This window comes from Arthrobacter sp. HS15c, assembly GCF_040812005.1.
Taxonomy (GTDB): Bacteria; Actinomycetota; Actinomycetes; order Actinomycetales; family Micrococcaceae; genus Arthrobacter.
In genome coordinates, this window is record NZ_JBFOHM010000002.1 from 292,551 (window position 1) to 315,566 (window position 23,016).

General features: G+C 61.7%; 15 protein-coding genes. 10 read left to right on the forward strand and 5 right to left on the reverse strand.

Annotation, left to right across the window (positions count from 1 at the left end):
* Positions 1–19: 19 nt before the first annotated feature.
* Both ABV518_RS04370 and ABV518_RS04375 read right to left on the reverse strand, forming a co-directional pair.
* Positions 20–1,366 (reverse strand): MFS transporter, encoded by a 1,347-nt coding sequence (locus ABV518_RS04370; RefSeq protein WP_367765584.1) that lies wholly within the window; start codon positions 1,364–1,366, stop codon positions 20–22.
* 134 nt (positions 1,367–1,500) lie between these two features.
* A complete protein-coding gene (locus tag ABV518_RS04375) occupies positions 1,501–3,504 on the reverse strand; it encodes an alpha-L-arabinofuranosidase C-terminal domain-containing protein (RefSeq protein ID WP_367765585.1) in 2,004 nt (667 codons plus the stop codon).
* Positions 3,505–3,678: 174 nt separating this feature from the next.
* Here ABV518_RS04375 and ABV518_RS04380 point away from each other — a divergent pair, with 174 nt between their 5' ends.
* Positions 3,679–4,692 carry a LacI family DNA-binding transcriptional regulator gene (locus ABV518_RS04380; protein ID WP_367765586.1) on the forward strand — a complete coding sequence of 338 codons (1,014 nt, stop codon included), beginning with the start codon at positions 3,679–3,681 and terminating at the stop codon, positions 4,690–4,692.
* A gap of 119 nt (positions 4,693–4,811) precedes the next feature.
* Here the strand turns inward: ABV518_RS04380 and ABV518_RS04385 are convergent, their stop codons facing one another.
* Complete coding sequence (locus ABV518_RS04385) at positions 4,812–5,249, reverse strand: ACT domain-containing protein (RefSeq protein WP_367765587.1); 438 nt, start codon at positions 5,247–5,249, stop codon at positions 4,812–4,814.
* A gap of 719 nt (positions 5,250–5,968) precedes the next feature.
* On the opposite strand from ABV518_RS04385, the gene ABV518_RS04390 reads away from it, so the two are divergent.
* Together ABV518_RS04390 and ABV518_RS04395 are read left to right on the forward strand one after the other, a co-directional pair.
* Positions 5,969–6,256: a hypothetical protein gene (locus tag ABV518_RS04390; RefSeq protein ID WP_367765588.1), complete on the forward strand. Its 288-nt coding sequence runs from the start codon at positions 5,969–5,971 to the stop codon at positions 6,254–6,256.
* Positions 6,257–6,453: 197 nt separating this feature from the next.
* On the forward strand, positions 6,454–7,029 hold the full coding sequence (locus ABV518_RS04395; protein ID WP_367765589.1) for a GH32 C-terminal domain-containing protein: 576 nt from the start codon (positions 6,454–6,456) through the stop codon (positions 7,027–7,029).
* On the opposite strand, the gene ABV518_RS04400 is transcribed toward ABV518_RS04395, so the two are convergent.
* Entirely contained in the window at positions 6,948–10,406 is a 3,459-nt protein-coding gene (locus tag ABV518_RS04400; protein ID WP_367765590.1) for a putative Ig domain-containing protein, read from the reverse strand. The two genes, ABV518_RS04395 and ABV518_RS04400, sit on opposite strands and share 82 nt — an antisense overlap.
* 552 nt (positions 10,407–10,958) lie before the next feature.
* On the opposite strand from ABV518_RS04400, the gene ABV518_RS04405 reads away from it, so the two are divergent.
* From ABV518_RS04405 to ABV518_RS04435, 7 genes are all read left to right on the forward strand, one after another.
* Positions 10,959–11,954 carry an ABC transporter permease gene (locus ABV518_RS04405; RefSeq protein WP_367765591.1) on the forward strand — a complete coding sequence of 332 codons (996 nt, stop codon included), beginning with the start codon at positions 10,959–10,961 and terminating at the stop codon, positions 11,952–11,954.
* Positions 11,951–12,952 (forward strand): carbohydrate ABC transporter permease, encoded by a 1,002-nt coding sequence (locus ABV518_RS04410; protein ID WP_367765593.1) that lies wholly within the window; start codon positions 11,951–11,953, stop codon positions 12,950–12,952. The genes ABV518_RS04405 and ABV518_RS04410 overlap by 4 nt, the downstream gene beginning before the upstream one ends.
* 94 nt (positions 12,953–13,046) lie before the next feature.
* Positions 13,047–14,603, forward strand: a complete 1,557-nt coding sequence (locus ABV518_RS04415; protein WP_367765595.1) for a DUF3502 domain-containing protein — start codon at positions 13,047–13,049, stop codon at positions 14,601–14,603.
* Between the two features lie 41 nt (positions 14,604–14,644).
* A complete protein-coding gene (locus ABV518_RS04420) occupies positions 14,645–16,474 on the forward strand; it encodes an alpha/beta fold hydrolase (protein WP_367765596.1) in 1,830 nt (609 codons plus the stop codon).
* A 13-nt stretch (positions 16,475–16,487) separates the two neighbouring features.
* Positions 16,488–18,176 carry a family 43 glycosylhydrolase gene (locus ABV518_RS04425; protein WP_367765597.1) on the forward strand — a complete coding sequence of 563 codons (1,689 nt, stop codon included), beginning with the start codon at positions 16,488–16,490 and terminating at the stop codon, positions 18,174–18,176.
* A 38-nt stretch (positions 18,177–18,214) separates the two neighbouring features.
* Complete coding sequence (locus tag ABV518_RS04430; RefSeq protein WP_367765598.1) at positions 18,215–19,219, forward strand: substrate-binding domain-containing protein; 1,005 nt, start codon at positions 18,215–18,217, stop codon at positions 19,217–19,219.
* 699 nt (positions 19,220–19,918) lie between these two features.
* Positions 19,919–21,892, forward strand: coding sequence for an alpha-galactosidase (locus ABV518_RS04435; protein WP_367765748.1), 1,974 nt, complete (start codon positions 19,919–19,921; stop codon positions 21,890–21,892).
* A 71-nt stretch (positions 21,893–21,963) separates the two neighbouring features.
* Here the strand turns inward: ABV518_RS04435 and ABV518_RS04440 are convergent, their stop codons facing one another.
* The gene (locus ABV518_RS04440; RefSeq protein ID WP_367765599.1) at positions 21,964–22,992 is read right to left on the reverse strand and encodes a LacI family DNA-binding transcriptional regulator; all 1,029 of its coding nucleotides are present in this window, start codon (positions 22,990–22,992) and stop codon (positions 21,964–21,966) included.
* Positions 22,993–23,016 lie beyond the last annotated feature (24 nt).

Consider the following 23,016-nt stretch of genomic DNA (forward strand, 5'->3'; position numbering starts at 1 on the left):
GTCTTTCAGTGATGTCTAGCTAGCGGACGGACTTGATGCGGAGGACAACCAGGCCGCCGAGCAGGGTGATGGCCGCCGCAACCAGGTAGAGCAGGGTGTAGTTCTTCTCGGCCGCGGTGGCGCCGATGGTAAGGAACAGTGGGGCTACCAAGGGTCCTGCGGCTTGGGGGATTGAGGTGGCGAACCCGGTAATGCCCAGGAAGCGTCCGGCGTTGGTCTTTTTCTCGGGCAATACGTCCAGGAGGAGGGCCTGGTCGACGGCGGAGAAGCCGCCGATTCCGATGGAAGTCAGGATGGAGCCGGCCATGATGATGGGCAGATCGTGGGCGAAGGCCATGACCACGATGCCGGCTGCGAAGATGATCGCAGCTGCAAGAACGATGGGCTTTCTGCGGCGGATTTTGTCCGAGAGGAATCCGCCACCGATTGCACCGAAGGTGGTTGCGAGGATGCCGATGCCGCCGAGGGACGCGATGACACCGGCGATTTCCTGGAGCGAGACGCCGAGCCGGGAGGCCATGAAGAACGCGGTGAAGGTGGTGTTCAGAGTCAGGCCGAAGTAGAACAGGAAGCGGGCGAGCCAGTTCCAGCTGAAGTCCGGGTACTGCTTGGGATTGTAGAGGTACTTCGAGGCGATGAGCCGGATGCTGAGCTTGTCCTCGAAGACGAGGTCCTTGCTGGATCGTTCGCGTGCAAAGAGGACGAACAGTGCACAGAAAAGCACACCCGCGATGCCCGGGACGAGGAAAAGCAGCAGGTTATTTGTCATCAGCGACCCTGCGGAGACGACGCCGATGACCGGGCCGATTTGGGTGGCGAATCCAACCAGGCCCGAGACCTTGCCGCGCTGAGACTCGGGCAGACGGTCCGCCTGCGAGGCATTCAGGCCCGATAACGCCTGTCCCCAGCCTAACTGGGCAAGGATCCATCCCACCGTCAGCACAGCGATGTTGTCCGCTGAGGCCATCACAGTCAGGGAGAGTACCCCGAGCAGGGTTCCGCCGATGATAAAGGGACTGCGTCGACCCAGCCGGGTACGGGTCCTGTCACTCAAGGTGCCCAGTAAGGGGCCGGTGAGCATGACAACCAGTGCGCCGGCACCCAGGATGTAACCAAGGTTCTGTTCCTGGCCCGGGGTGATCTGACTGACCTTGACCGCCAGGGAGATGGCGATGGGGGTGATGAAGGCGATAAAGACGCCCAACTGGGCCAGGACTACCAGCCAGATGTACTTTGCCGACACCTTGGGCAGGTAAGCATCCTCTACGGGGTATTCATGAATAACCTCTTCATCCGTGCTGCCGAGCACTCCGGTAACCGGGGAACTGGCTGGGTGGGACACAGGTGGTGTTTCGGGAGAAATCATTGGGACTCCATTGTCGGTATCTAGTAGGTGGGGGAGATCACTAGTACGTTCTAGTTCCACTTCTAAAATGCTAGCAAGCCCGCACTCTGGTGGCAAGCATTTTTTGTAACGATTCAAGCTAGTACTTGAAGGGCCTAGGGTCCTTGCGGAATGGATGCTGCAACCACAGAGTGACCTTCCAGTCGAAGCGAGATCGCCCCGTCCTCAACGGCCAGGTGCCACTCGGCGTCCTGGATTGAAAGCACCGGTTCTCCATCGAACGCCAGGCTGTTCGCCTCGTCTGGGGATCCACTCAGGCTGCGAAGAAGGGCGGTCTTGGGCCCCTCCCCAACCTCAACCCGGATGTCGATCGGGGCAGGGTTGGTGTTCACCAGTTTGAGGTGCAGCATCTCCTCTGTTGCGGTTGATGACGCGAAAACGCCGTCGGGCAGTCCGCCTCTCACGGCTACGATCCGGTCTCCGATGCGTGTGCTGAACAACTGGTGGACAAGGTAGTTTGCCGTGGGCAGGACGGAGGTCGGGTTAAAGTCGATGAGGTTGTGCGCCCATTGTTCGTGTTCGACCATTTTGAGAAGAGGCGCCGGACAGGTCATTGAGACGATATCCGAGTTGCGCTCCACGCCAGTCAGGAAGGCGGCCTCCGCCAGGGCACTGCGCCACGTGTTCACTGGTTTGGTTACCGGAATGAGGCCGGCGGAAACGTGGGCGGCGTATTCTCCCGCGAAGACTCGGGCGCCTGTTCGTGGATAGTCGTCGTACCGAGTGGCAGCTTTGAGGAACCATTCTGGTTTGCGGTAGAAGTGTTCATCCACAAGGGTGTGTCCCGGGTCATCGTTGGCATGGGACCAAGCGCGCTCAAAGTCTTTGCCCTCTGCTCGGTAGCCGGCGGAAAGCACATATGTGATGCCGCCGCGCCGTGCCTCCATGGCCTCTTTGATCCGTGTGAACCGTTCAATGTATGCCGGTCCGAAGTTCTCGTTTCCGATACCGACGTAATTAAGAACGAACGGCTCGGGGTGGCCGGCCTCCGCACGGAGTGCGGCCCACTTACTCGTTGCGGGGTCCGCCGTCGCCCAGTCAATGAGGTCTACGGCGTCCGCGACTGCCTGTTCGAATTCAGCGTCATCGAGCGATGCGCATTCATTGGAGCGGAATTGGCATGCCATGCCAGCCCACACGACGGGAATTGGCTCCATCCCGAGGTCTTCACACAGCAGGAAGTACTCGTAGAAGCCGACCTGGTTGGATTGCGTGTAGTCACCATCTTCGCGGTGGGCACCCCACAGGTTGTAGTCCGTCCGGCGCTCACGCAAGGGTCCCACCGTCTTCTTCCAGTTGTATTGATTTCCGTCGCCGGCGCCTTCAACGATGCAACCGCCGGGGAAACGAAGAAATGTGGGGCGGAGTGCTGCAAGGGACTCCACGAGGTCCCGTCGAAGTAAGCCCTGGCTCCACCGGACATCGCCGGCCCCCCAATGGTCAGCGGGTACGAGGCTCACTTCGTCGATGTCCACGACGCCTTCACCGTCGAAGACAATGCGAAGTGACCCGAGGCCCGTCGCGAGAGGTACAAGCCCGAGTCGGATCTCCGTCCATCCGTTCCCTTGCAGGCTGAACCGCTTCGATGCGGCGACGCTGCGGGCGCTGTCCAGAAGCTGGACCTCAATCTCGCCCCGGAACTCCCGGTTGCGAAAAGACGAGCGAAAGAGAATTTCCTGCCCTCGTTTCAGGGCCATTCCGGGACGCTCGCCGGGATAGCCTGGGTTCTCCAGTTTCGCAGTACCAAAAGACGTGACGCGCCCGAAGTGCTGTCCCTGCGCGGGAGCATCATCCCGGGAGCTCGCCAGGCGTCCGTCTGAAATCACCCAGTGTCGGGTGCGGTCGATTTTGCGCCGCGGGCGTCGTTTGGTGAACAGGGCAATACGGTCGGAGTAGAGTCTCCGGTCGAGGTATACGCCGTCGAAGCTGTGGTTGTTTACCATGTTGGCGTTAAGGCCGCCGTCGCAAGCGAAATTTATGTCCTCGAGGAAAAGTCCGTACAGCGTTGGGCTGACCTGGGGACCCGGTTCGCCTGTGCGCACGGAGATAGTGGCCGCGTGCTGCTGTGGCGCCTTGCGAAAGGATTGAGTGATGCTCATTGTGAAGCCTTCTGTAGTCGTGCGGCGATGCACTTGGAAGGGCGTGGGGGACCAGCGTCCGCGAAGCCTCATTTGAAGATAAACTGTCACTAGTACGTTCTAGTGGCTGGGTAGGATGTTAGCAAGCGAAGATGGGAACGGCAAGGGCCGTCTGTAATGGTTCAAGGAGAGTGCGTGGAAAAGTTGGCCCGACGCCGAGTGACGGCGGCCGATGTAGCGCGGGAAGCAGGCGTTTCTCCGGCGACCGTTGGCTTCGTCCTGAACCGTACGAAAGGACAAACGATTTCCGAGGCGACTCGGCAGCGGGTCTTGGCGGCGTCACAGCGTCTGAACTATAAACCGCATCAGGCAGCGAGGACACTACGAAGCGGGCGGAACAAAGTAGTACTCTTGGTTCTCCCCGATTGGCCCGTAGAGCACAGCCTTCGCACCAATCTTGAGGTTCTAACACATGCCCTGGCCGCCCATGGATATGCCCTCATCACATATACTCCGCTGCCTCAGAGTACGGCGCCGCCCCTTTGGGCAATCCTGGATCCTGCGGTGGTCATAGGCTACAAACCTTTCTCGGTGCAGGATGTTGCAGACATGAAGTCTCTTGGTATACGCAACATCATTCCCCCTCCGGATCAGGAGGTGGTCGAGGCCTCGCCAGACTTTGTGCTGGGACCTAGGCTTCAGGGCGAATATCTCCTTGCGCTGGGACATACCCGCTTAGGTTTCGCCAAGCCCGCTGACCCCAGGCTTGAGGAGCTTGTTGAGGCTCGGCTTCAACTTTTGAACCAGGTCTGCACCGAAGCTGGGGTCGCCCCTGCCGTCGCGAAGCAGGTCGATTTTCAAGGCCCGTCAGGTCCGCTCGCTATTGCCCAGTGGCGGGCGGAAGGTGTGACCGCAGTGGCCGCTTACAACGACGAAACGGCCGCAGATGTCATTTCCGCAGCCGTACGGCACGGCCTGAGGGTTCCAGAAGACCTTTCAGTTGTTGGCCACGACGACTCGCCTCTGGCTGCCCGTTACTTGCCCTCGATTTCCAGCGTTGCAGTGGATAACGAGCAGCTTGGCCTTTACGCGGCAGGTCTTGCCCTGCACTACGCGGAAGAACAACCGCTGCCCGACCCACCCACCGGCGCTGCAGAGATTGTCCCGAGGGAATCTACGGCCCATATTGACGGGGGGCATGGTCACTGATTCGTCTCGGAAAGCAATCGGTGGGTTGCGTGTTCTGCCCGCACCACGTGTGCCCAGTATTTAATGCCGCGTCAGGCGTGGGGCTGGCCGGAACAGGTTTCAAGCTCCGATTCGCCGGTCTAATGATTTGAGTGCCCGAACGTGGCACCTGCGTCTATGCAGTAACCGCTGGCCCTGAGGACACTCAGCGCATCCGTCAGCGTGTCCTGTTGCAGGAACAGTAGATCACTGTCGAAGGTGGAAATCACAAATACCGGATGCCCTGCGGAGGCCACCGCGGACGTGATTCCAGCGACGACGCCTGTGAGCCCGAACGGAATCGGCCCATCGACATAGAGCGCGCGCCAGCCGGCCTCAATTCTTGCGCCTTCGGGTTCCGCTCCCGTTGCGCAGACCAATGATGTCTCGCGCTCGGTGACTGTGAGGGAAAAAATTCCGGTGGATGGCTGGCCAGGCTGGTTGCCTGCTGGCAATTTGCAGACGGAGTATTCTCCGTCCAGCAGGCGCAGTCCGATCGGAAGGGGGTCGCTGTTGGAAGGGTCTGGCGATGTGTTCATGGAAAGCTTCTCTTCATGAGCGCGGAAGGCGCGGAATGGCGCCGCTACTGTCGCAGGCTCATTGTCACACGGATCCACGAGCAGCACGTCTTTGGGGTGGCGGGGCGATGTGACATCAGTAGGCTGTTCCGTCCCAATGGGGCAGGGGAGGGAGCTTGTGACCAGCGGAGACTAAAGCCCTGCAAAGGAAAGTTTCGAATTGCACGCCTGTTGCCTCCTTGTAATACCTCCGGGAACACGCTTCGTTGCCTCATTGAAGAACCTCCGCGTGGTCTGGGTTCATGACCGGCTTCTTGGATGTGGTAGCAGTGGTTGCGGTGCCGGCTTCTGCCGGAGATGATCTCGAGTTCTGCGGTGAGCGCGTAGATCTGGCGAGAGAGTGACATCGCGTGGATCTTCTTGAACTGGGCGTTCATGTTAGTTTCTCTCCGTGGCGGGCTTTGGAGACGAGCTTTTGCTGGGGCAGCAGGTAGTTCGTGAAGATCCGGTCCAGTTCCCAGTTCCAGCTCGCGGGACGTGTCGTGGCGGCGGCTACACCTGGACCAAACACACCGCCAAACCGGTGCTGAACCGCGGGTCAGCCGAGTTCCGTGACCCCGAGGTTGTTACTGGGTCACGGTTGCCGTGGATGCCACAGACTTCCAAATTGTGCTCTACAAATCCGATGACGTCAGAAACTGGGGAGCCGCTGAGAACTTGCGGCTCGGCCAACGCCACCGGTGGCGTGTGGGAAATGCCCTGACCTCTTTCCCCTTCCCCTCGACGGGGATCCGGAGAACCTCCGATGGGTCCACACCGTCAACCTCAACCCTGGCGGCCCCAACGCTGGCTCCGCCGGGCAGTATTTCGTCGGAGACTTCGACGGAACCACCTTCACCTCAGCCAACACCGTGACCGAGGGCTCCAGGATCCAACCCGGCTGGGCGAGTACCAGTGGCTGGACTGGGGCTGGGACTACTACGCCGCCGTCTCCTTCAGCGATGCCCCCGATAACCGCCGCCTCATGATCGCCTGAATGAACAACTGGGAATACGCCAACCAGATCCCCACCGCCCTGGCTCAGCCCCATGACCCTGGCCCGCGAAATATCCCTCCACACCACGACGGAAGACCCCGCCTGATTCAAAAGGCCACTTGCGATTCTGACGCACTCCTGGGCGTAGGCCAACCCTTCACCCTTAACAGGACAGAACTGTCCGACTGCATGCGTGTCCTTGACGGGGCGGCCGGCGCGGTCCAGCGGATCGATCTGACCCTCACGCCCGGAAGCGCCGAGGAATTCGGGCTGATCGTCCGTGCCAACGGCGCCCACGGAACACGCATCGGCATCCGGCCGGCACAAGGCACGCTCCACGTCGACCGTCGAACATCCGGAAACACCAGCTTCCACGAATCCTTCCCCTCCATCGACACCGCCCCCGTCAGTGCGATCGAGGGTTCCTACCGGCTCACCATCTTCGTGGACCGCTGCTCCCTTGAAGTCTTCGCCGAGGAAGGCCGGGTCACCATGACGGAACTGATCTTTTCCCGCACCGACGAGCACCGACGCCGCCATCTACGCCCTCGGCGGCACAGCCACCGTCGAAAGCCTGGTCATCACCCAATACGCGTAACCCTGCAGCATGACCTTCACCACTGTGGCAGCAAAAAGCGAGGACACCGGTGTGTTTCCGGTGCCCCCGCTTTCTGGGGTGCGATCTACGGCTGCCGGTGTAGGAACTCCACTTCGGCGAGGTTTGTGTTGCCGCCGTGCTCGTCAAGCACGCGGACCTGTGCGTAGTCAGCCCGCTGCGAAAGCGGGAACGCGTACCAGTTCGCCGCGGACATGCCTGAAACTGTCAGGAATGTGGTCCACGTCGTACCGCCATCGTTGGAACCTTGGATCATGGCTCCGTTACCACGGCTGATATGGCTCGCGCGCGGATAGACCCGGACGATGTCCGTCGTGATCCGAGAGGCGTCGGTGGGCTTTACCGTGACCCAGCCTTTCGCCGTTGTCGTGTCGGTGTAAGTAGCAGTGTTTCCGTCGAACATGCGCCAGCCATTCGCTTGGGTTGTGCCCGTCCCTGGCCAAGCGGGAGTGGACGCATTCACCCACTCCTGACGGACAGGAACGCGCTGGATCGCGGTATTCCACAAGGCAAGGCGGCTGCCATCCGTCGTGTTGGTGAGGGTGGCCCCGACCTTACCTGAAAGTGTCCGGTAGTCCACTGTGAACTGGACGTCCCGTCCATATTCGACGTCGTTGGGCAGGACCGTGCTTGCCGTCCAGTTGATCCCGTCGGCGGAGGTGGCCGTCGCTGCCACTCCCTCGACGACGACGTTCAGGTTCGACAGCGGCTCAGTGGCCAATGCGCGGAGCGTGACCGTGTCCCCGTTCGTAGCGAGGCTCTTGTCCGCGTTGGACGTGGAGACCGAGAGCGAGGAGACCGCCATGGATGTCTCGTGCCGCTGGCCATGGATCCGGAACTCGCTGAAGGAAGAGATTCCGGGGTACGCCGGGTCTGTAGCAACACCGGGATTGTCCACCTGGACCTTCAGGTAGCGGAACGTCTGGCCTGCCACTTCGGCGCGCACGGGAATGGTCTCCATCGCGAAGCCGTTCGCCGTTGTGTTGGTGGTTTGCCTCTCGGTGAGCAGCGCCCAGGTCCGTCCGTCACGGGAGCCGTAGACGTTGGCTCCCTGGGAGCGGTTGGCGAAGTTGTACCGCGCCTGGAGACCGAACGCCTCCGCGGAAACCTCGAAGCCCTGACCGAAGTCGAGCGTGAAAGGCGAACGCAGGTCTCCCGTCGTGGTCTCGAAGTCCCCGTCCACGAGATTTCTCGGCTGGACACCGGACGGGTTGGTCGTGACAAGTCCGCGGTAATCGATCGAGTTGTCGTCTGCCAGCGTCGGTGTCAGGAGCCTAAGCTCTCTCACCGCCGACTGGAGGCGTACGAGCTGCTCAAGGTATCCGGCGTCGTCGGCCGTTTCCATAGCAGCACGGACCTCAGTCCTGACCTTTTCGAACGATGCAGAGGAGGGCGACTCGTAGGCCGTATTGGCATCGAAACCAGCCAGCGCGGCGTCGAAAGCGGCCTGCCGGTTGGCGGCGATGACCACAGTTACCGGACGCGTCGCGACAGACGTGCCGTCGTCTGCCGTTACCTGGAAAGTGTGTTTCCCAGTAGCGGAAGCCGCCGGAGTCCAGACGAATCCGCCGGTCCCGGCGTCAAGCTGGGCACCCGATGGCAGGCCCACGCCTGAGTATTGCAGCACCTCTCCTCCGGCATCCGTTGCCGCCAGCGAGCGGGACAGCTCAGCTCCCGAGAGCCCGATGAGGGGAGTTGCCGAGTCCTGCGGGAACTGAGGCACAGTCAGTTGGGTTTTGGCCTCGAGATTGACGAAGTCAAAGTCGGCCTGTACGTCATCTGTCCCGCTCACCGTGAAGTAGGCCAGGTTTTCCCCGCCCAGGCTCATCCGGGTCAGCTTCTCAGCGTCCACGTCGTAGGTGACGTAACGCCACTGCCCGTGCGTATCGGGAAGCGGTACAGAGAGCCGGTTTGCAGGGTCCTTCCCGATGGCGAGCTTTGCCGGGCCATTCGTCCGGAACTGGACACCCACCGGGCTGTAACCCGCGCGGCTGACGTACATGAGGGTTCGCACCGCGATGGTACGGCCCTTCCCGGTTGCATTGACCTGTACGTACGTGCGGCCGTCCTCGGTCTTGACGTTCAACTTCTTTCCGTCCGTAGCCGAACTCCGGGTCTCGAACTGGACTTTGGCGTCGGCAGCAACGGGCCGTGTCTGGCCGGCAACGTCGGAAGGGAGGGACAGCCAGAACTCGGGGCTGTAGTCCGGGTTGCTTTCCCAGGAGTTGTACGCTCCGACGCCCCAATAGAACTTGGGACCGTCTGCCTTGGCGTGCAGTTCGGCGACGTAAGGGGCTTCTTTTTCGACGTCCACGCCAAGTTCGTATTTGTAGACGTGGTACAGCTCGTCGATCGGGTTGTACATGCGCCCCCGGTAGGCCTCAGAGAGCCTGCCGGGTCCGCCAGTGGTGTCAATCCACGGTGTTTCGTACCCAAACATGTAACCCGTAAACGCGTTTGCGGCCTTGAGGAGGCGGTTACCGAGGAACTTGTAGGGTGAGACAGCATCCGCAGCCGTGGAGACAGTACCCGCCGTGGGATCCACCTTCGTCCCCTGGACTGTTAGGAAGCGGGCCAGTGCCCCGGTGGTGTTGATGCCGTCCCAGGCGTGGGCCTGGTCGCGGCCCATCTCCTGGTGCTGGACGAAGTCGTAGCCATAAGGGTTGCGGGGATCGTTTGCAGCGATGAGCGGGAATTGGGCAGCGATCGAGCCGTTCTGCTCAGGACGGGACGTCGATTTGTTGACTGTATACCACTCGACCGCCTCGGAGTAGCGGTCACGGTTGCCTGTGAAGATATATCCCGCAATCGAACCGACAAGAGGGTACGTGTGCTGGTTCAGGTAGCGCCAGTTCGTGTGAAGGAACGTTTCCGTCATGGGCACAATGAGGTTGGCACTGAGTTTGGCGGTGTCTTGATCCTTCCAGGTCAGGTCATAGGCCGTGTAGCCGGAAGGGACATTCGTGGACCGGAACATCTCTGCCGCGGCGACCATGCGGTAGAGCGGGACGCCGGAGTGGATGTGCGCATCGGGGTAGTACGCGTACTTGGCCGGGTCCATGTTGCTCCAGGTCCGGATGAGCCGCATGCCATTTTCGCGATAAACGGGGTCGCCGGTGATGACGTACAGCGTGGCTTGTGTGTACGCGCCGAAAGCGTCCCGGATGAGTTTGCTCTGGACACCCTGGGAGTTGAACGCGTTCGTGCCAGGCTGGTCGGGGACACTGCCAGCGTTTGAGGAGCGGAAGTCCCGCGCGGCGAACGGCGTCTCGGCCATGGCGTCGAAGTAGCTCTTCCACGGCTCGGTGCCGGCTTTGACCATGGCGCGGGCGTTGCGGAGGCTGTCCGCGCTCACGCCGATTCCCGGGTGGACGAACCCATTGGAGTCGACGCTCTCGGTTACGGTCACGTCCTGGCCGGTGTCCGCCGTCGCGGGAGGTGTGTTGCCCGGCAGGGGGAGGCCCCCGGCCGGTGCCACGAGGGCAACAGCCGCGGCGAGCCCGAGCATACGGGCCCATCGCCTCATCGTTGAAGCATGTTTCATCGGTCCTCCAGGATCGATCAGTGGTTGGTGTGTTCGGTGGTGCGCTTTTGTGGGGGCATAGATCGTGCGTTCAATTTGCCCGGCCGTTTTAGGTGTAGCTGCCCTGCGTGACAACGCGTCTGGGCGGCGTTGAGCCGGCATGGCATCCTAAAAGTGTGTCGCCGTCGGATCGGACAGTTTTGGGTCGCTGATTCCATGGGTGGGGAGTGCGGGCTGGCCGATTTTCGGCAAGCTTAGCTGGGATCCTAGGTTCAGGCAATCGTTATCCTGAAGATTCGCCTTCTTCAAGTCACTTGCTGGATTCGCAGGGCTTCACCCTTCGAACAGGGGCGAGCTGTTCCAGGGAATCCGGCCTATAAAGTTCCTCTGCGGGTGGTGTGGCAGTCCCCTTGACAGGCTGTGATCGAGGTCGCATTATTAGGGATAACGTTTTCCTACCCATTCGTTCCAGGTCTTCCAACGCCGGAAAGATGCCACGGCGGCTCTAGTCCAGTACCTGGCAGTCCTCCACTTCTATAGTCAAGGGAGCGTGCCATGCAAGAACGCATGACAGCCCAATTAGAGAATGCGGCGCGAAATGACGCGCCCACCCGTAAAACCCGTATCGCGCCTTCCCGCCAGAAGCGCAGCGGCGGGTCCGGTGTGCTGCTGTTGCTGGCCGCCCCGGGAATAGTGTGGTTCCTCGTCTTCGCCTACGCCCCGATGGCGGGACTGGTCGTCGCCTTCAAGAATTTTGATGTCAGCAAGGGCATTTTCAACAGCCCGTGGAGCGGTCTAGACAACTTCAAGTATTTCGTTGAGAGCGGGGATGCTCCGGCCATTGTCCTGAATACCCTCGTGCTGAACATCCTTTTCCTTGGGGCGACACTGGGCGCCGGGCTCGCGCTTGCAATTATGCTCAATGAAATTCGCGCCCGGGTCTTCAAAAAGTTCATGCAGTCTGCGATCTTTTTCCCATACTTCGTGTCGCCGATCGTCATCAGCATCATTCTGCAGGTTATTCTCGCCGGTGCAGGCGGGCACGGGGGAGCGGTTAATGACGCACTCGGCATTTTCAGTCTCCCCGAAGTCAGCTGGTACACCGAACCGGGTCCCTGGCCTTGGATCCTGACCATCGTCAAGGTGTGGCAGTTGGGCGGGTACATGTCCGTCATCTTCCTTGCGGCCATCACCGCCATTCCCGAGGATGTCTACGAAGCTGCAATGCTCGACGGCGCCACGCGGGCCAGGATGGCATTGTCCATTACTCTTCCGCTGTTGAAGCCGACGGCCGCCATCCTCATCGTGCTCGGTGTGGGAAGGATCTTCTACGGCGACTTCGGCACGATCTTCGCAATCATCGGCGACAACGGCACGCTGTTCTCCACCACAGACGTCATTGACACGTATGTCTTCCGCTCGTTGAGGACCATCGGTGACTTTGGCACCACGGCCGCGATTGGTCTGTTCCAGTCCGTCGTCGGATTCATCCTCGTCACAGCGGCCGTGCTTATTCAGCGCCGCTACTCGAAAGAAAGCAGCATCCTGTGAGCACCTCCTTAACCCCGGCAGTTGTCCCGGCCAAGGACTCGCCTGTGGCCAATGACAAGAACTCGCCCAAACGGCACCGGTGGGCCTTGGCCAGAGCGAAGATCCCTGCGCTGGACACTGGGCAGGGAGGCCGCAGGAAGTCCAGCAGGATTGAGCCCTTCACCGCTCTGAGCTATATCGGGGTGACCCTTTTCGGGTTGTTTGCCCTTATACCGCTGTGGATGATCGTCGCCGGGTCGTTGACGGCGGAGTCCACCTTGGCCCGCAGCGGGTACAGCTTCTTTCCCGAACCGCTTTCGGTGGACGCCTACGTGGCCATCTTCAGCGGGACGGCGGTGTTCCAGGGTTACGCGGCCACCCTGTTCATCACATTTGTGGGAACCGCACTGTCGCTGTGCGCCACGGCGTCCCTGTCCTGGGTCATCGCGCGGCGGATGCCGCGGATCAGCAGGCCGCTGACGATCTTCGCGTACCTGCCCATGCTCTTCTCAGGCGGTCTTGTTCCGATGTATCTGCTGGTAACACAGGTACTCCAGTTGCAGAACAGCTGGTTCGCCGTCATCCTTCCGCACATGATGGCCCCGTTCCTGGTGTTCATTGCTGTCAGCTTTTTCCGTCAGCTTCCAGAGGAAATCCTGGATTCTGCAAAGGTCGACGGCGCCGGCGAGCTTCGGGTGTTCTTTGAGATCGTCCTTCCATTGTCCAAACCGATCCTGGCTGTTATCGGGCTGTTTTACGCTGTGGCCTACTGGAACGAGTGGTTCACGGCCATGCTCTTCATCTCTGATCCGGAGAAGTACCCGCTGCAGCTCATGCTGCAGAACCTCATCGCGAACGTGACCAACGCGGCCATGCTTCCGGGCTCAGGTTCCGTGGCGCCGATATATCAGCTCCGGCTGGCCCTGACTGTGGTGACAATCGGCCCCATCCTGCTCGCCTACCCCTTCGCGCAGCGCTACTTCGTCAAGGGCCTCACGCTTGGCGCGACCAAGGGCTGAGGCCGTCCTACACTGACCCATCTCCCTTTCCATCTCTAGCCCCACAAAAACAGATGTCTGGCCGTGCGTGCCAGCGTACAAAGGAGTGCAACACATGATCCCCAACACAGCAGTCTCCCGCCGTGGTTTCCTCGGCCTTGCGGGCGGCCTCGGCGTCGCAGCAGCACTTGCCGGCTGCGGAACTGGTGGCGGCACCACCACGGGCGGAGCCGTCTCGGGTACGTCCGTCGCTGTGCTGCCCAGCACCGCACCTGCAACCTGGAATGCGGTGCTGGCAAAGGTAAACAGCAAACTTAAGAGCGAACTGGGCTTCGAGCTGGACGCGCAGTTCATCAACTGGTCCAACTACCAGCAGCAGTCGTTGCTGAAGTTCACCGCGGGCGAGAAATTCGATTCAGCGCTACAGGCGCTATGGCTGAACATGGCGCAGCTGCAGCAGAGCGGCTCCCTGGCCGATCTCACCAACGAGGTCGCCAAGTACAAGAACCTCAGCGCGACCCTGCCCAAGAAGCTGCTGGAGGCCAACAGCTGGGATGGCAAGCTGTGGGGCATTCCGCAGGTCAACAGCGCGGCCCGGGTCCAGCACTTTGTCATCCGCCAGGACATGGCTGACACCCTCGGCTTCTCCACCATCACCGACTTCGAACAACTCGAGCGCTTCTTCTACGCCGTGAAGCAGAAGAACGACGGCACCGTGGCCTACGGTGCAGCTTCCAACAGCGGCTACCTCCACGCACTGCCGGTTCCCACCGGAATGTTCAACGCCTCTTCATGGGAAAACCCTGACACCATCGCCCGGGCCTTCAGCGGCAAAGGCATGTTCTTCCTGCTCGCCAAAGACGCGGCAAAGACCGGATCCTCGGCGCCCAAGCCCTTCTGGGACGACGAGGGCGTAGTGGATACGCTGCACCGGATCCGCAAGTACTACAACGACGGAATCATCAACGCCGACGCGCTGAACACCGATGCTGCCACCCTGAAGAGCCAATGGACTGCCGGTAAGTACGCAGCCGGATGGGCCATGACCGATGGCACTTCCAGCAACACACTGAGCACCCTTCAAAAGGCAGTGCCCGCCGCAGCCCTGGCCAACATCATGCCGCTCAAGGGCGGCCTGTCAGCCAAACCGAACCAGACCTTCCAGGCAGACAACATGGTGGTGGTCAACTCCAAAGGCGGCAACCTGGACCGGACCCTGCAGCTGCAGGACTGGCTTTCCATCAAAGAGAACCACGATCTCATCTCCTACGGCATCGAGGGCACCGACTGGGAACCAGCCGAGGGCAACAAGTTCAAGCCCCTCAACGACTACGCCTTCCCCGGCTACGCACTGGCCTGGCGGCCCAGCCTCGAGCGGAAATCCCTCTCAATCAGCGCCACCGAAGAGAAGATCTTCGACTGGGCACAGGACTTCGACAACTTCACTGTTGATCCTTTCGCGTCCTTCATCCCCGACACCACCCCGGTGAAACAGCAGGTTGCGGCCATGTCCAATGTCATCACCCAGTTCGCCAACCCCCTCTTCTACGGCGTTGTCGACGTCGATGACCAGCTGGACAAGCTGAAGAAGGCCGCCGACGGCGCCGGCGTGGCGCAACTCCAGGAGGAAATGGACAAACAGGCCAACGCCCACCTCAAGAAGCAGGCCTGATTCAACCAGCGCAGGACAAGAATCTACAAGAGAGGATTGGGGTGCTGTCGTACCAGCTGACGCTTCCCGAGGCAACGGCCACCGCCGTCGTCGTCGCCGTCCATGGCCTGATGGAGTCAGCAGACTGCCTTGAGGCTGCATTTCCACACTGGCTTTCGCACGGATGGGCAGTCCTCGCAATCAATCTCCGGGGACACGGCAGCTCCCCCCGCTGGGCCGACGAAGACCTCCAGAAGCATCCCGGCGATGTCATGGTCCAGGACGTCCTTGAGCTCCTGCGGGCGCCAGACCTCGGGGGCTGGGCGCACCTCCCGGCGCTTTACTACGGGCATTCCGCAGGCGGCTCGGTGGCCGCAGCCGTAGCGGCCGCCGTGCTGGAACAGGAGCCTTCCGGATTTCATCCGGCAGGCGTCCTGCTCGAAGATCCATTCTGGCGGCTTCCAGTCACCCCCTTGCAGGACCGGAGCGTAGCCGAAGCCGCCTATGCGCATCTCAATGACGTCCAATCCCGTCCACTGGCGGAACGTGCCGACATCAGAAGACTGGAATGGCCCAACTGGAGCGAGGCGGAGATCCTGCACAGCTGCAAGGCACAAGCGGACTGCGACCCGCGCCTCGTGCTCAACGGCAATGTCATTCCAAGCATGCCGTGGCCGCACGTGGTCGCATCCCTGACGGCTTTTGCGGTCCCGGTCCTGATCATCACCGGGACCGTAAGAGCCGGAATCACACCGGGGCACCAGTGGATCGCCCGCTCTGCCGGCGCCAGGGTGGAAGTCTTCGACGGCGCGTCGCACTTCATCCGCCGAGATATGGAGGACAGGTTCATGCGAACCGCCATAGCCTTTTTTGCGAACGCCCTAGGGGAGAAGAGCCCACGGGCGGCAAAGCCCGTTGCTATGGCAGTCATGGCTCCGGCCAGCCTCTTCTCCAAGCTCATCTCGCCGGCGGCGATGAGCACACTGGCACGGTTCGCGGACCTCCGTGGCCCGGTCTTCGAGGATTTTTCGGCACCGGAAGCACAAGCGGTGCTCGCCGACGTCGAAGTCCTGATCACCGGCTGGGGATGCCCCATAATCGGTACCGACGTCCTCGCAGCGGCCCCGAAATTGCGCGCCATCATTCACGCCGGCGGGGCCATCTCGGGCAACCTGCCGCCGATCCCCGCAGGCCGGAACATCGTTGCTTCCAATGCAGGGGAGGCAAACGGCCGTCCTGTCGCGGAATATACGCTGGCCATGATTCTGCTGGCCAACAAGCAGGCTTTTGACAGCATGCGCCTGTACAAGCAGCGCCGCGCGGCGATAAACCGGGAACTGGAGTTTCCGGAGGCAGGGAACTACCGGAAGACGGTCGGCCTGGTGGGTGCCTCCCGCATCGGCCGCTACGTCGCCAGGCTGCTTCGGCCGTTCCAGCTTGACGTGCTGGTTTACGATCCATACCTGAGCGCCGCAGACGCGGATGCCCTGGGCGTGAAGCCGCTGCCCTTGGAAGCCCTGATGTCCAAGAGCGACGTCGTGTCCCTGCACGTACCTGTAACACCGGACACCATCGGACTTATCGGCGCCGCCGAACTGGCGCTGTTGAGGGACGGTGCCACCCTTATCAACACAGCCAGAGGCGAAATCCTGGAACAGTCGGCCCTCGAAGCCGAACTCGCCTCTGGCCGTATCAACGCAATCCTGGACGTGGCTGTGCCGGACGTTCTGCCCCCGGGACATCCCTTCTACGACCTGCCCAATGTCGTGCTGACACCCCACATTGCCGGGTCCATGGGAACAGAGCTCCTCCGGATGGGGGACCATGTCGTTGCCGAACTGGAACGGTACGCCACTGGCCAACCGTTCGCCTACCCCGAAGCGCTTTCCTAGTATGGAGAAATTAGTGACCCCCCTTATTGCCAATCCTGTGCTGCAGGGATTCGCGCCAGATCCGTCCCTGATCCGCGTGGGTGAATGGTTCTACCTGGCGAACAGCTCCTTCGAGTGGTACCCCATCGTGCCGATCCATAGGTCCCGCGACCTCGAAAACTGGGAGTTCGCCGGTTCATTCACCGGCCCCGAAGCGATGCCGGACCTGCGGGGACTGCAGGACTCGGCAGGAGTCTGGGCGCCATCCCTGAGCTGGTCTGAGGGCCACTTCTGGCTTGTCTTTACCGTAGTCCGCGGATTCGGCGGTCCCCACAAGGACATGGATACCTATATCTCCCGGTCGGTGGACGTGGCGGGACCTTGGTCTGCGCCCGCCCGCGTGACCACCACAGGCTTCGACCCGTCCATCTTCCACCACGACGGCCGCCACTGGCTGCTCAACATGGAATGGGACCACCGGCCCACCGGCCGTGGCGGTTTCGCCGGCATAAACGTTCAAGAGGTAAACGAAGATGGTACCGCCACGCTGGGCGAACCGAGAATCATCCACCGACGTGCGGAGCTCATCGAAGGCCCCAACCTTTACGCGTTCGACAACCGCTTCTACCTGATGCTGGCTGAGGGTGGAACGGGTCAGAACCACGGCATTGCAATGATGCGTTCCGACAGTCTTTTCGGCCCTTATGAGCCGGATCCGCATGGGCCCGTCCTCACATCGCGTGACGATCCAACCCAGGAACTGCAGAAAGCAGGGCATGGCGAGATCGCCGTCGCCCAGGACGGCACGCTGTTCCTGGCGCATCTGGCGAGCCGCTGGGCTGTAAAAGAGGGAAAGCAGTACTCCGTCCTCGGACGTGAAACCTGCATCCAGCGGTTGGTTTTTTCCGACGACGGCTGGTTACGGCTTGAACAGGGAGGGTGGCATCCGTCGCTGTCGGTTCAAGGTCCGGAAACCGCATCCGACGGCGGCCTTTCACTATCAGCCTCAGTCGGGTCGGATGGGGCTGATATTGCCGCAACGTTTGGCGGGTTCGCCCCTGACCAGGACGCCGCCGACGAAACCGGGCTGACCGTGGGCTGGCCCTGGAGCACCCTTCGGCATCCTGCCTCACCAGACTGGGCCAGCCTGTCCGAGCGGCCCGGATGGCTTCGCCTGCACGGCCGCTACAGCACGGACTCTGTGCTGGAACAGTCGCTAGTGGCCCGGCGGCTGACAAGCACCAGCCTGCGGGTGGGGGTCACTGTTGAGGCACGGCCGTCGAATTTCACCCACAGCGCCGGACTCATTTTTTACTACAACACCTCCAGCTACTTCTATCTCCGGACTACCATTCGCGAAGTCGGGGGAGAGCTGGTTGCCGGAGACGCTCCAACTGAGCAGATTCTCGAAGTGTTCGAGCGGGACCCCTTCAAAGGTCTGTGCTCTTTCGGAACGGTAGTAGTGGAACCTGGTGTTCCCCTCCGTCTGGAAGGCATCATCGACGGCGGCAGCCTGCAATTCCTTTGGTCGTACGCCGGGCAGCAGTTGCAGCCGATCGGGCCCGAACTCGATGCCCTCCAGTTGTCAGATGACCATGGCGACATTCTGCGTTTCACTGGTGCCCTAGTGGGGGTCGCAGCGCAGGACCTGCGGGACCGGAAATTTACGGCCGACTTCACGGACTTCGAGTTCAAGCCGGCCGACGGACACGGCAGGTCATGAGCGTGCCCCCTCAAGATGCCCGTCCCGCGACGCTAAAAGTGCCAGTTCTCGGCGACGTCGCCAGGGCCGCCGACGTTTCCGTGCCAACAGTCTCGCGTGTACTGACGGGCAGCAAGTTCGTTGCCCCCGAACTACGTGAGCGGGTGCTGAAAGCCGTCAGCGATCTGGGCTATCGCCCGAACGGCGCTGCCCGGGCCACGAGGTCCGGCAAGCGTTCCATGGTGGCGGTTCTCACCGGTGCGACGTCCAATTACGGATATTCCAAGACCATCGAAGGCATCGAGAGGGCTGCTCGCCAATCGGGCATGTCCGTCATTATCGCCGTGCTGGAATCAGATGCGGATGACGCGGTCAACGCCGCAATCGACCTTGTTCTATCCCAGCCAGTGGCGGGCGTTATTATCCTCGAGTTCGACCGCCCCGGCCTGGTGGCAGTCAAAGCATTCCCCAGATCCATTCCGTTGGTCATCGCAGGCGGCGGAACCCGTCGCCCTGCCGGGACAACGGGCGCCTTGCTGGACGAGCGGGGAGCCGGGAAGGACGCCACGAACTATCTTCTTTCCCTTGGTCATCGAACTGTTCATCACATTGCCGTTCCCACCATGGGCAAGCATTCAGGCCGGACGGAAGGCTGGAAGGCGGCCCTGGCAGCGGCGGGAGCACCGATTCCCCGCGTGCTGCATGCCACGTGGGAACCTGCCAGCGGCTACCGAATGGGGCAAGAGCTCGCTGCCCTCGGCGACGTCACCGCCGTCTTCTGCGGCAACGACGATGTGGCCATTGGGGTCATTTCGGCACTCGTGGACGGCGGCAAGCGGGTGCCGGAGGACGTGTCCGTAGTGGGCTTTGACGACCAGCCGCACGTGGCGATGTGGCGACCTGCCCTGACAACTGTCCGGCAGGACTTCCAGGACCTCGGAGCGCGGGCCTTCGGCCTTCTGGAAATCATTGTGGAAAGCGGTGGGACCCCTTCCCCTTCCACGGTCAAACCCGAACTCATCATCCGTGACTCCTCCACCGCCGTCGGATCGCCTGGGAACTGAAAGCTCTGATCCCCTTGCCCGCATATTCGCCGACGCCAACAGGAAGCCGCAGACCACAGGAGGGCTGTTCGTATGGATACCGTCACCTCTGAACGCGAACCAGGGCCAACGGGCGGACCCGCCCTCGATCCCACGTCATTTCGCGTGCGGGTCTCACGGGCAGACGAAGTCCTCCCTGGCCTGGACGCAGCCGTCCAGTCACTCATCCAGACCGCAATGCAGGAGTGTAGCTGCGGCATCCGTATCACCCGTCACGGCCCCGGAGACTACACCGTTGCCCTCGACCGATCCGTGAGGTTCGGTGAGACAGTGACAAGAATAGCCGGATAGCCTCCGGGACGTTAAGGCCCAGCAGCACGGAGGCGTCCCGACGCAAGACCAGCGGACACTCGCTAAACCCTCAGGATAACGTTATCCTTTATATAATCTATTTGTTTGTTTATTCATCGGGCAGCGTAGACGCGGCCCGCAGATTCCCCGGAAGGCACCATGACCCTCGCGCACATTAGTCCGGAGCTTGACGACAAGCCGCCTACGCCCGACGTGCCGCGGGGAGGGGACGTGCTCATTTGGGGAAATGATTGTTTGACACTGCATATTCTTCATGGCGAGCACCTTGCGCCCAGGTTGCTTGCCATTGAGCACGTCCACGCCCCTCTCGGCGACGTGGAAGAGCTACGCCGTTCCTGTTTGCCTATCGTGGAGATCGCCCTGGCTGGCGACGGACGCCATGGCACAGCGGGCAAGCGGCACGTCGACGGGGCCGCTGCACAGAGACTGAGGCTGGCGGAAGCGCTCGACTCTGAAGACAACGGCGTCAGCCATCTTTCCCTGCGTGCCGCGGATCCAGTAACCGGTCTTGAAGCCACTGTTCACTATGAGCTGGCCAAGGGATCCTCCGTACTTCGAAGCTGGACGGAGCTGCAGGCCCGCAGTTCACCCCTCAGCCTTGAATACGTGTCCACCTTCGCACTTTCCGGGCTGGGCCACCGCCGGGACTGGGAAGAAGAGATGGGCCTCTGGCAGGCCGCGAACCCGTGGTCAGGCGAATTCCGATGGCGTCGCGCCACCCTCGCCGAACGCGGCCTGTACAACGTGGGAATGGTGCAATATGACCAGGTCGGGTCCAAGAACCGGATCGCGGCCACCTCCACGGGCGCCTGGTCTACAGCAGAGCACCTGCCCATGGGTATCCTGGAGGACCTGACCACCGGAAGCATGCTCGCCTGGCAGCTGGAGCACAATGGAGCCTGGCACTACGAAATCGGAGACCGGTACGACGCCCTGTATCTCACGCTCTCCGGTCCCACAGCCGCTGAACACCAGTGGGCGTTGACACTGGAGCCCGGAGAGACATTTTCCACAGTTCCTGCCGGTTTGGCAGTGGTCCCCACAGGCGGAATCGACGCTGTCGCAGCCGAGCTGACAGCCTACCGCCGCCGCATTCGCAGGCCCCACCGCGACAATGTGGAGCTGCCGGTCATTTACAACGACTTCCTGAACGGCCTCATGTCGGATCCCACAACGGCTAAGGAGTTGCCGTTGATCGCAGCGGCGTCAGCGTTGGGCGCTGAGGTCTTCTGCATTGACGCCGGCTGGTACGACGACGAAAACGGCGGCTGGTGGGATTCAGTGGGGGAGTGGGAACCCTCCATCAGCCGGTTCCCTGACGGCGGTCTGGCCGACCTGATCGGAAGAATCCGCGACGCCGGCATGAAGCCTGGGCTGTGGCTTGAGCCCGAAGTTGTGGGGGCACGGAGCCGTATTGCCGAGATGCTTCCCGCAGAGGCATTCTTCGTTCGCAGCGGAAGACGGATCAAGGAGTGGGGGAGGTACCAGCTTGACTTACGCAACCCCGCAGCCAGGTCGCACCTCGACGGGGTAGTGGATCGGCTGATGGCGGACTTCGACCTGGCCTACCTCAAGCTGGACTACAACATCGACATCGGTGCAGGAACAGACCTCAATGGCGCCGCCGGGGCCGGTCTGCTGGATCACAACCGCGCCTTTCTCTCCTGGGTCTCCGCCGCCATGGATCGACACCCAGGCCTGACAGTTGAAGGTTGCGCCGCGGGAGGATCCCGCCTGGACGGCGCATCAGGCGCCGTTTTTCCGATCCAGTCACTGACCGACCAGCAGGACTTTGCCAAGGTACCGCCCATCTCTGCCGCAGCACCTCTCGCCATCACACCAGAACAATCTGGCGTCTGGGCATCCGTGGAGGGGGCCATGGGTCGTGAGCAGCTGGCCTTCTCCCTCGCGAGCGCCTTACTCTCACGCATCCACCTCGCCGGCCGCATCGACACACTCAGTCCTGAGCAGCTGGGTGTGGTCCGTGCCGGAGTCGAGGTCTACAAATCCCTGCGCGCCAGCATTTCTTCGTGCGTACCAACTTTCCCGCTAGGTTTGCCGGCGTGGCGGGACAACTGGGTTGCGCAGGGATCCCGGCTAGGGGATCGGACCCTTGCCATCGCGGTACACCGGCGTGGCGGCGGAGTGGAGCAGTCCATTGAACTGCCCGCGTGGCTCGGGGAGCACCCCACTGCGACAGTGGCCTACCCCGCCTGGGGTGCGGACGACGCCGTCGTTCTTTCTAACGCGCCGGGTCAGGCGGTCCTGAAGGTGACGCTAACGGAAGAAAACAGCGCAAGGCTGATCATCCTCCAAGCCTGACTCCGCCGGCGGGCAGGCTCCGAGAAAAGGGTAGAGGGCGGGTTCCTCAGAAAAAGCCCTCCCTTCGCTCGTCAGCCGGCTGCGGCAGTGGACCCGCGGATAATGAGGTCAGGTTTGACTGCGGACGTGCTGGCCGGCACGCCCGTTTCGACGATCGAAGAAAGTAGGGCGAAAGCCCTGGCGCCCAGATCCAGGAAATCCTGCCGGACGGTCGTCAGCGCAGGCCGCCACAGCGCAACGTGGGGTTGGTCGTCGAAGCCAACAACGGACACGTCCTCCGGGACGCGCTTGCCGCTGTCAAAGACCGCACGGATTACACCAATGGCAATATCGTCATTGCCGCAGAAAACGGCCGTAACGTCGTTCCGAGCCGCAAGTTCCAGCCCCAGGCGGTAGCCGCTGGCAGGCTCCCAAGTGCCATGCAGCACTGGCGGAATGGGGGCTCCGGCTGATGTCAGCGCTGCGCGCCAACCGTCGGTACGGCCGGAGTGCTTGCCCATGGTTGGGACGGAAACGTGGTGGACCGTCTTGTGGCCCAGCGACAGAAGATGGTTGGTGGCGTCCTTGCCGGCCCCGCGCTCATCGATGAGGGCTCCAGGCGCCTTTCCGGTGCGCCTCGTTCCCCCTCCGGCTACAACAAGGGGGATGGAACCAGGAAATGCTTTGACCGCGGCGAGGCCAGGCCGGTCAAACTCAAGGATGATGGCGCCGGCCACTGGCTGGGAGAGGACAAGGTCGATGGCCGAGTTCACTGCGTCGTCGTCGTCGGACTCAACCACGGCGATGATCACGGCCATGCCTGACGCGCGGGCGGCCTTCTCAATGCCTTCAATGGTCTTGGCATAGCCGTAGCCGGAGGTGCCTCCGGTCAGGACCGCGATCATGGAGCGTTTCCCGGAGCGAGTGACCCGGGCAGCTCCGTTAGGGCGGTAGCCAAGTTCGGCCACGGCCTTCATCACCCGCTCGCGGAGTTCGGGCGCGACGAATTTGCTGCTGGTCAGGACGCGGGACACCGTGGGTACGGACACCCCGGCGGCCTTGGCGACGTCACTTAGTACGGGCAATTTCTGCCTCAGGGGATTGGCCGGTTCCTTGGTCACCCCCACAGCGTAACCCCAATCCAT

Excerpts from the sequence above, each read along its gene's own strand:
- ABV518_RS04375 (WP_367765585.1), bottom strand. The coding sequence starts at position 3,504 with ATGAGCATCACTCAATCCTTTCGCAAGGCGCCACAGCAGCACGCGGCC.
- ABV518_RS04395 (WP_367765589.1), top strand. The coding sequence starts at position 6,454 with ATGCGTGTCCTTGACGGGGCGGCCGGCGCGGTCCAGCGGATCGATCTG.
- ABV518_RS04370 (WP_367765584.1), bottom strand. The coding sequence starts at position 1,366 with ATGATTTCTCCCGAAACACCACCTGTGTCCCACCCAGCCAGTTCCCCG.
- ABV518_RS04415 (WP_367765595.1), top strand. The coding sequence starts at position 13,047 with ATGATCCCCAACACAGCAGTCTCCCGCCGTGGTTTCCTCGGCCTTGCG.
- ABV518_RS04385 (WP_367765587.1), bottom strand. The coding sequence starts at position 5,249 with ATGAACACATCGCCAGACCCTTCCAACAGCGACCCCCTTCCGATCGGA.
- ABV518_RS04405 (WP_367765591.1), top strand. The coding sequence starts at position 10,959 with ATGCAAGAACGCATGACAGCCCAATTAGAGAATGCGGCGCGAAATGAC.
- ABV518_RS04400 (WP_367765590.1), bottom strand. The coding sequence starts at position 10,406 with ATGAGGCGATGGGCCCGTATGCTCGGGCTCGCCGCGGCTGTTGCCCTC.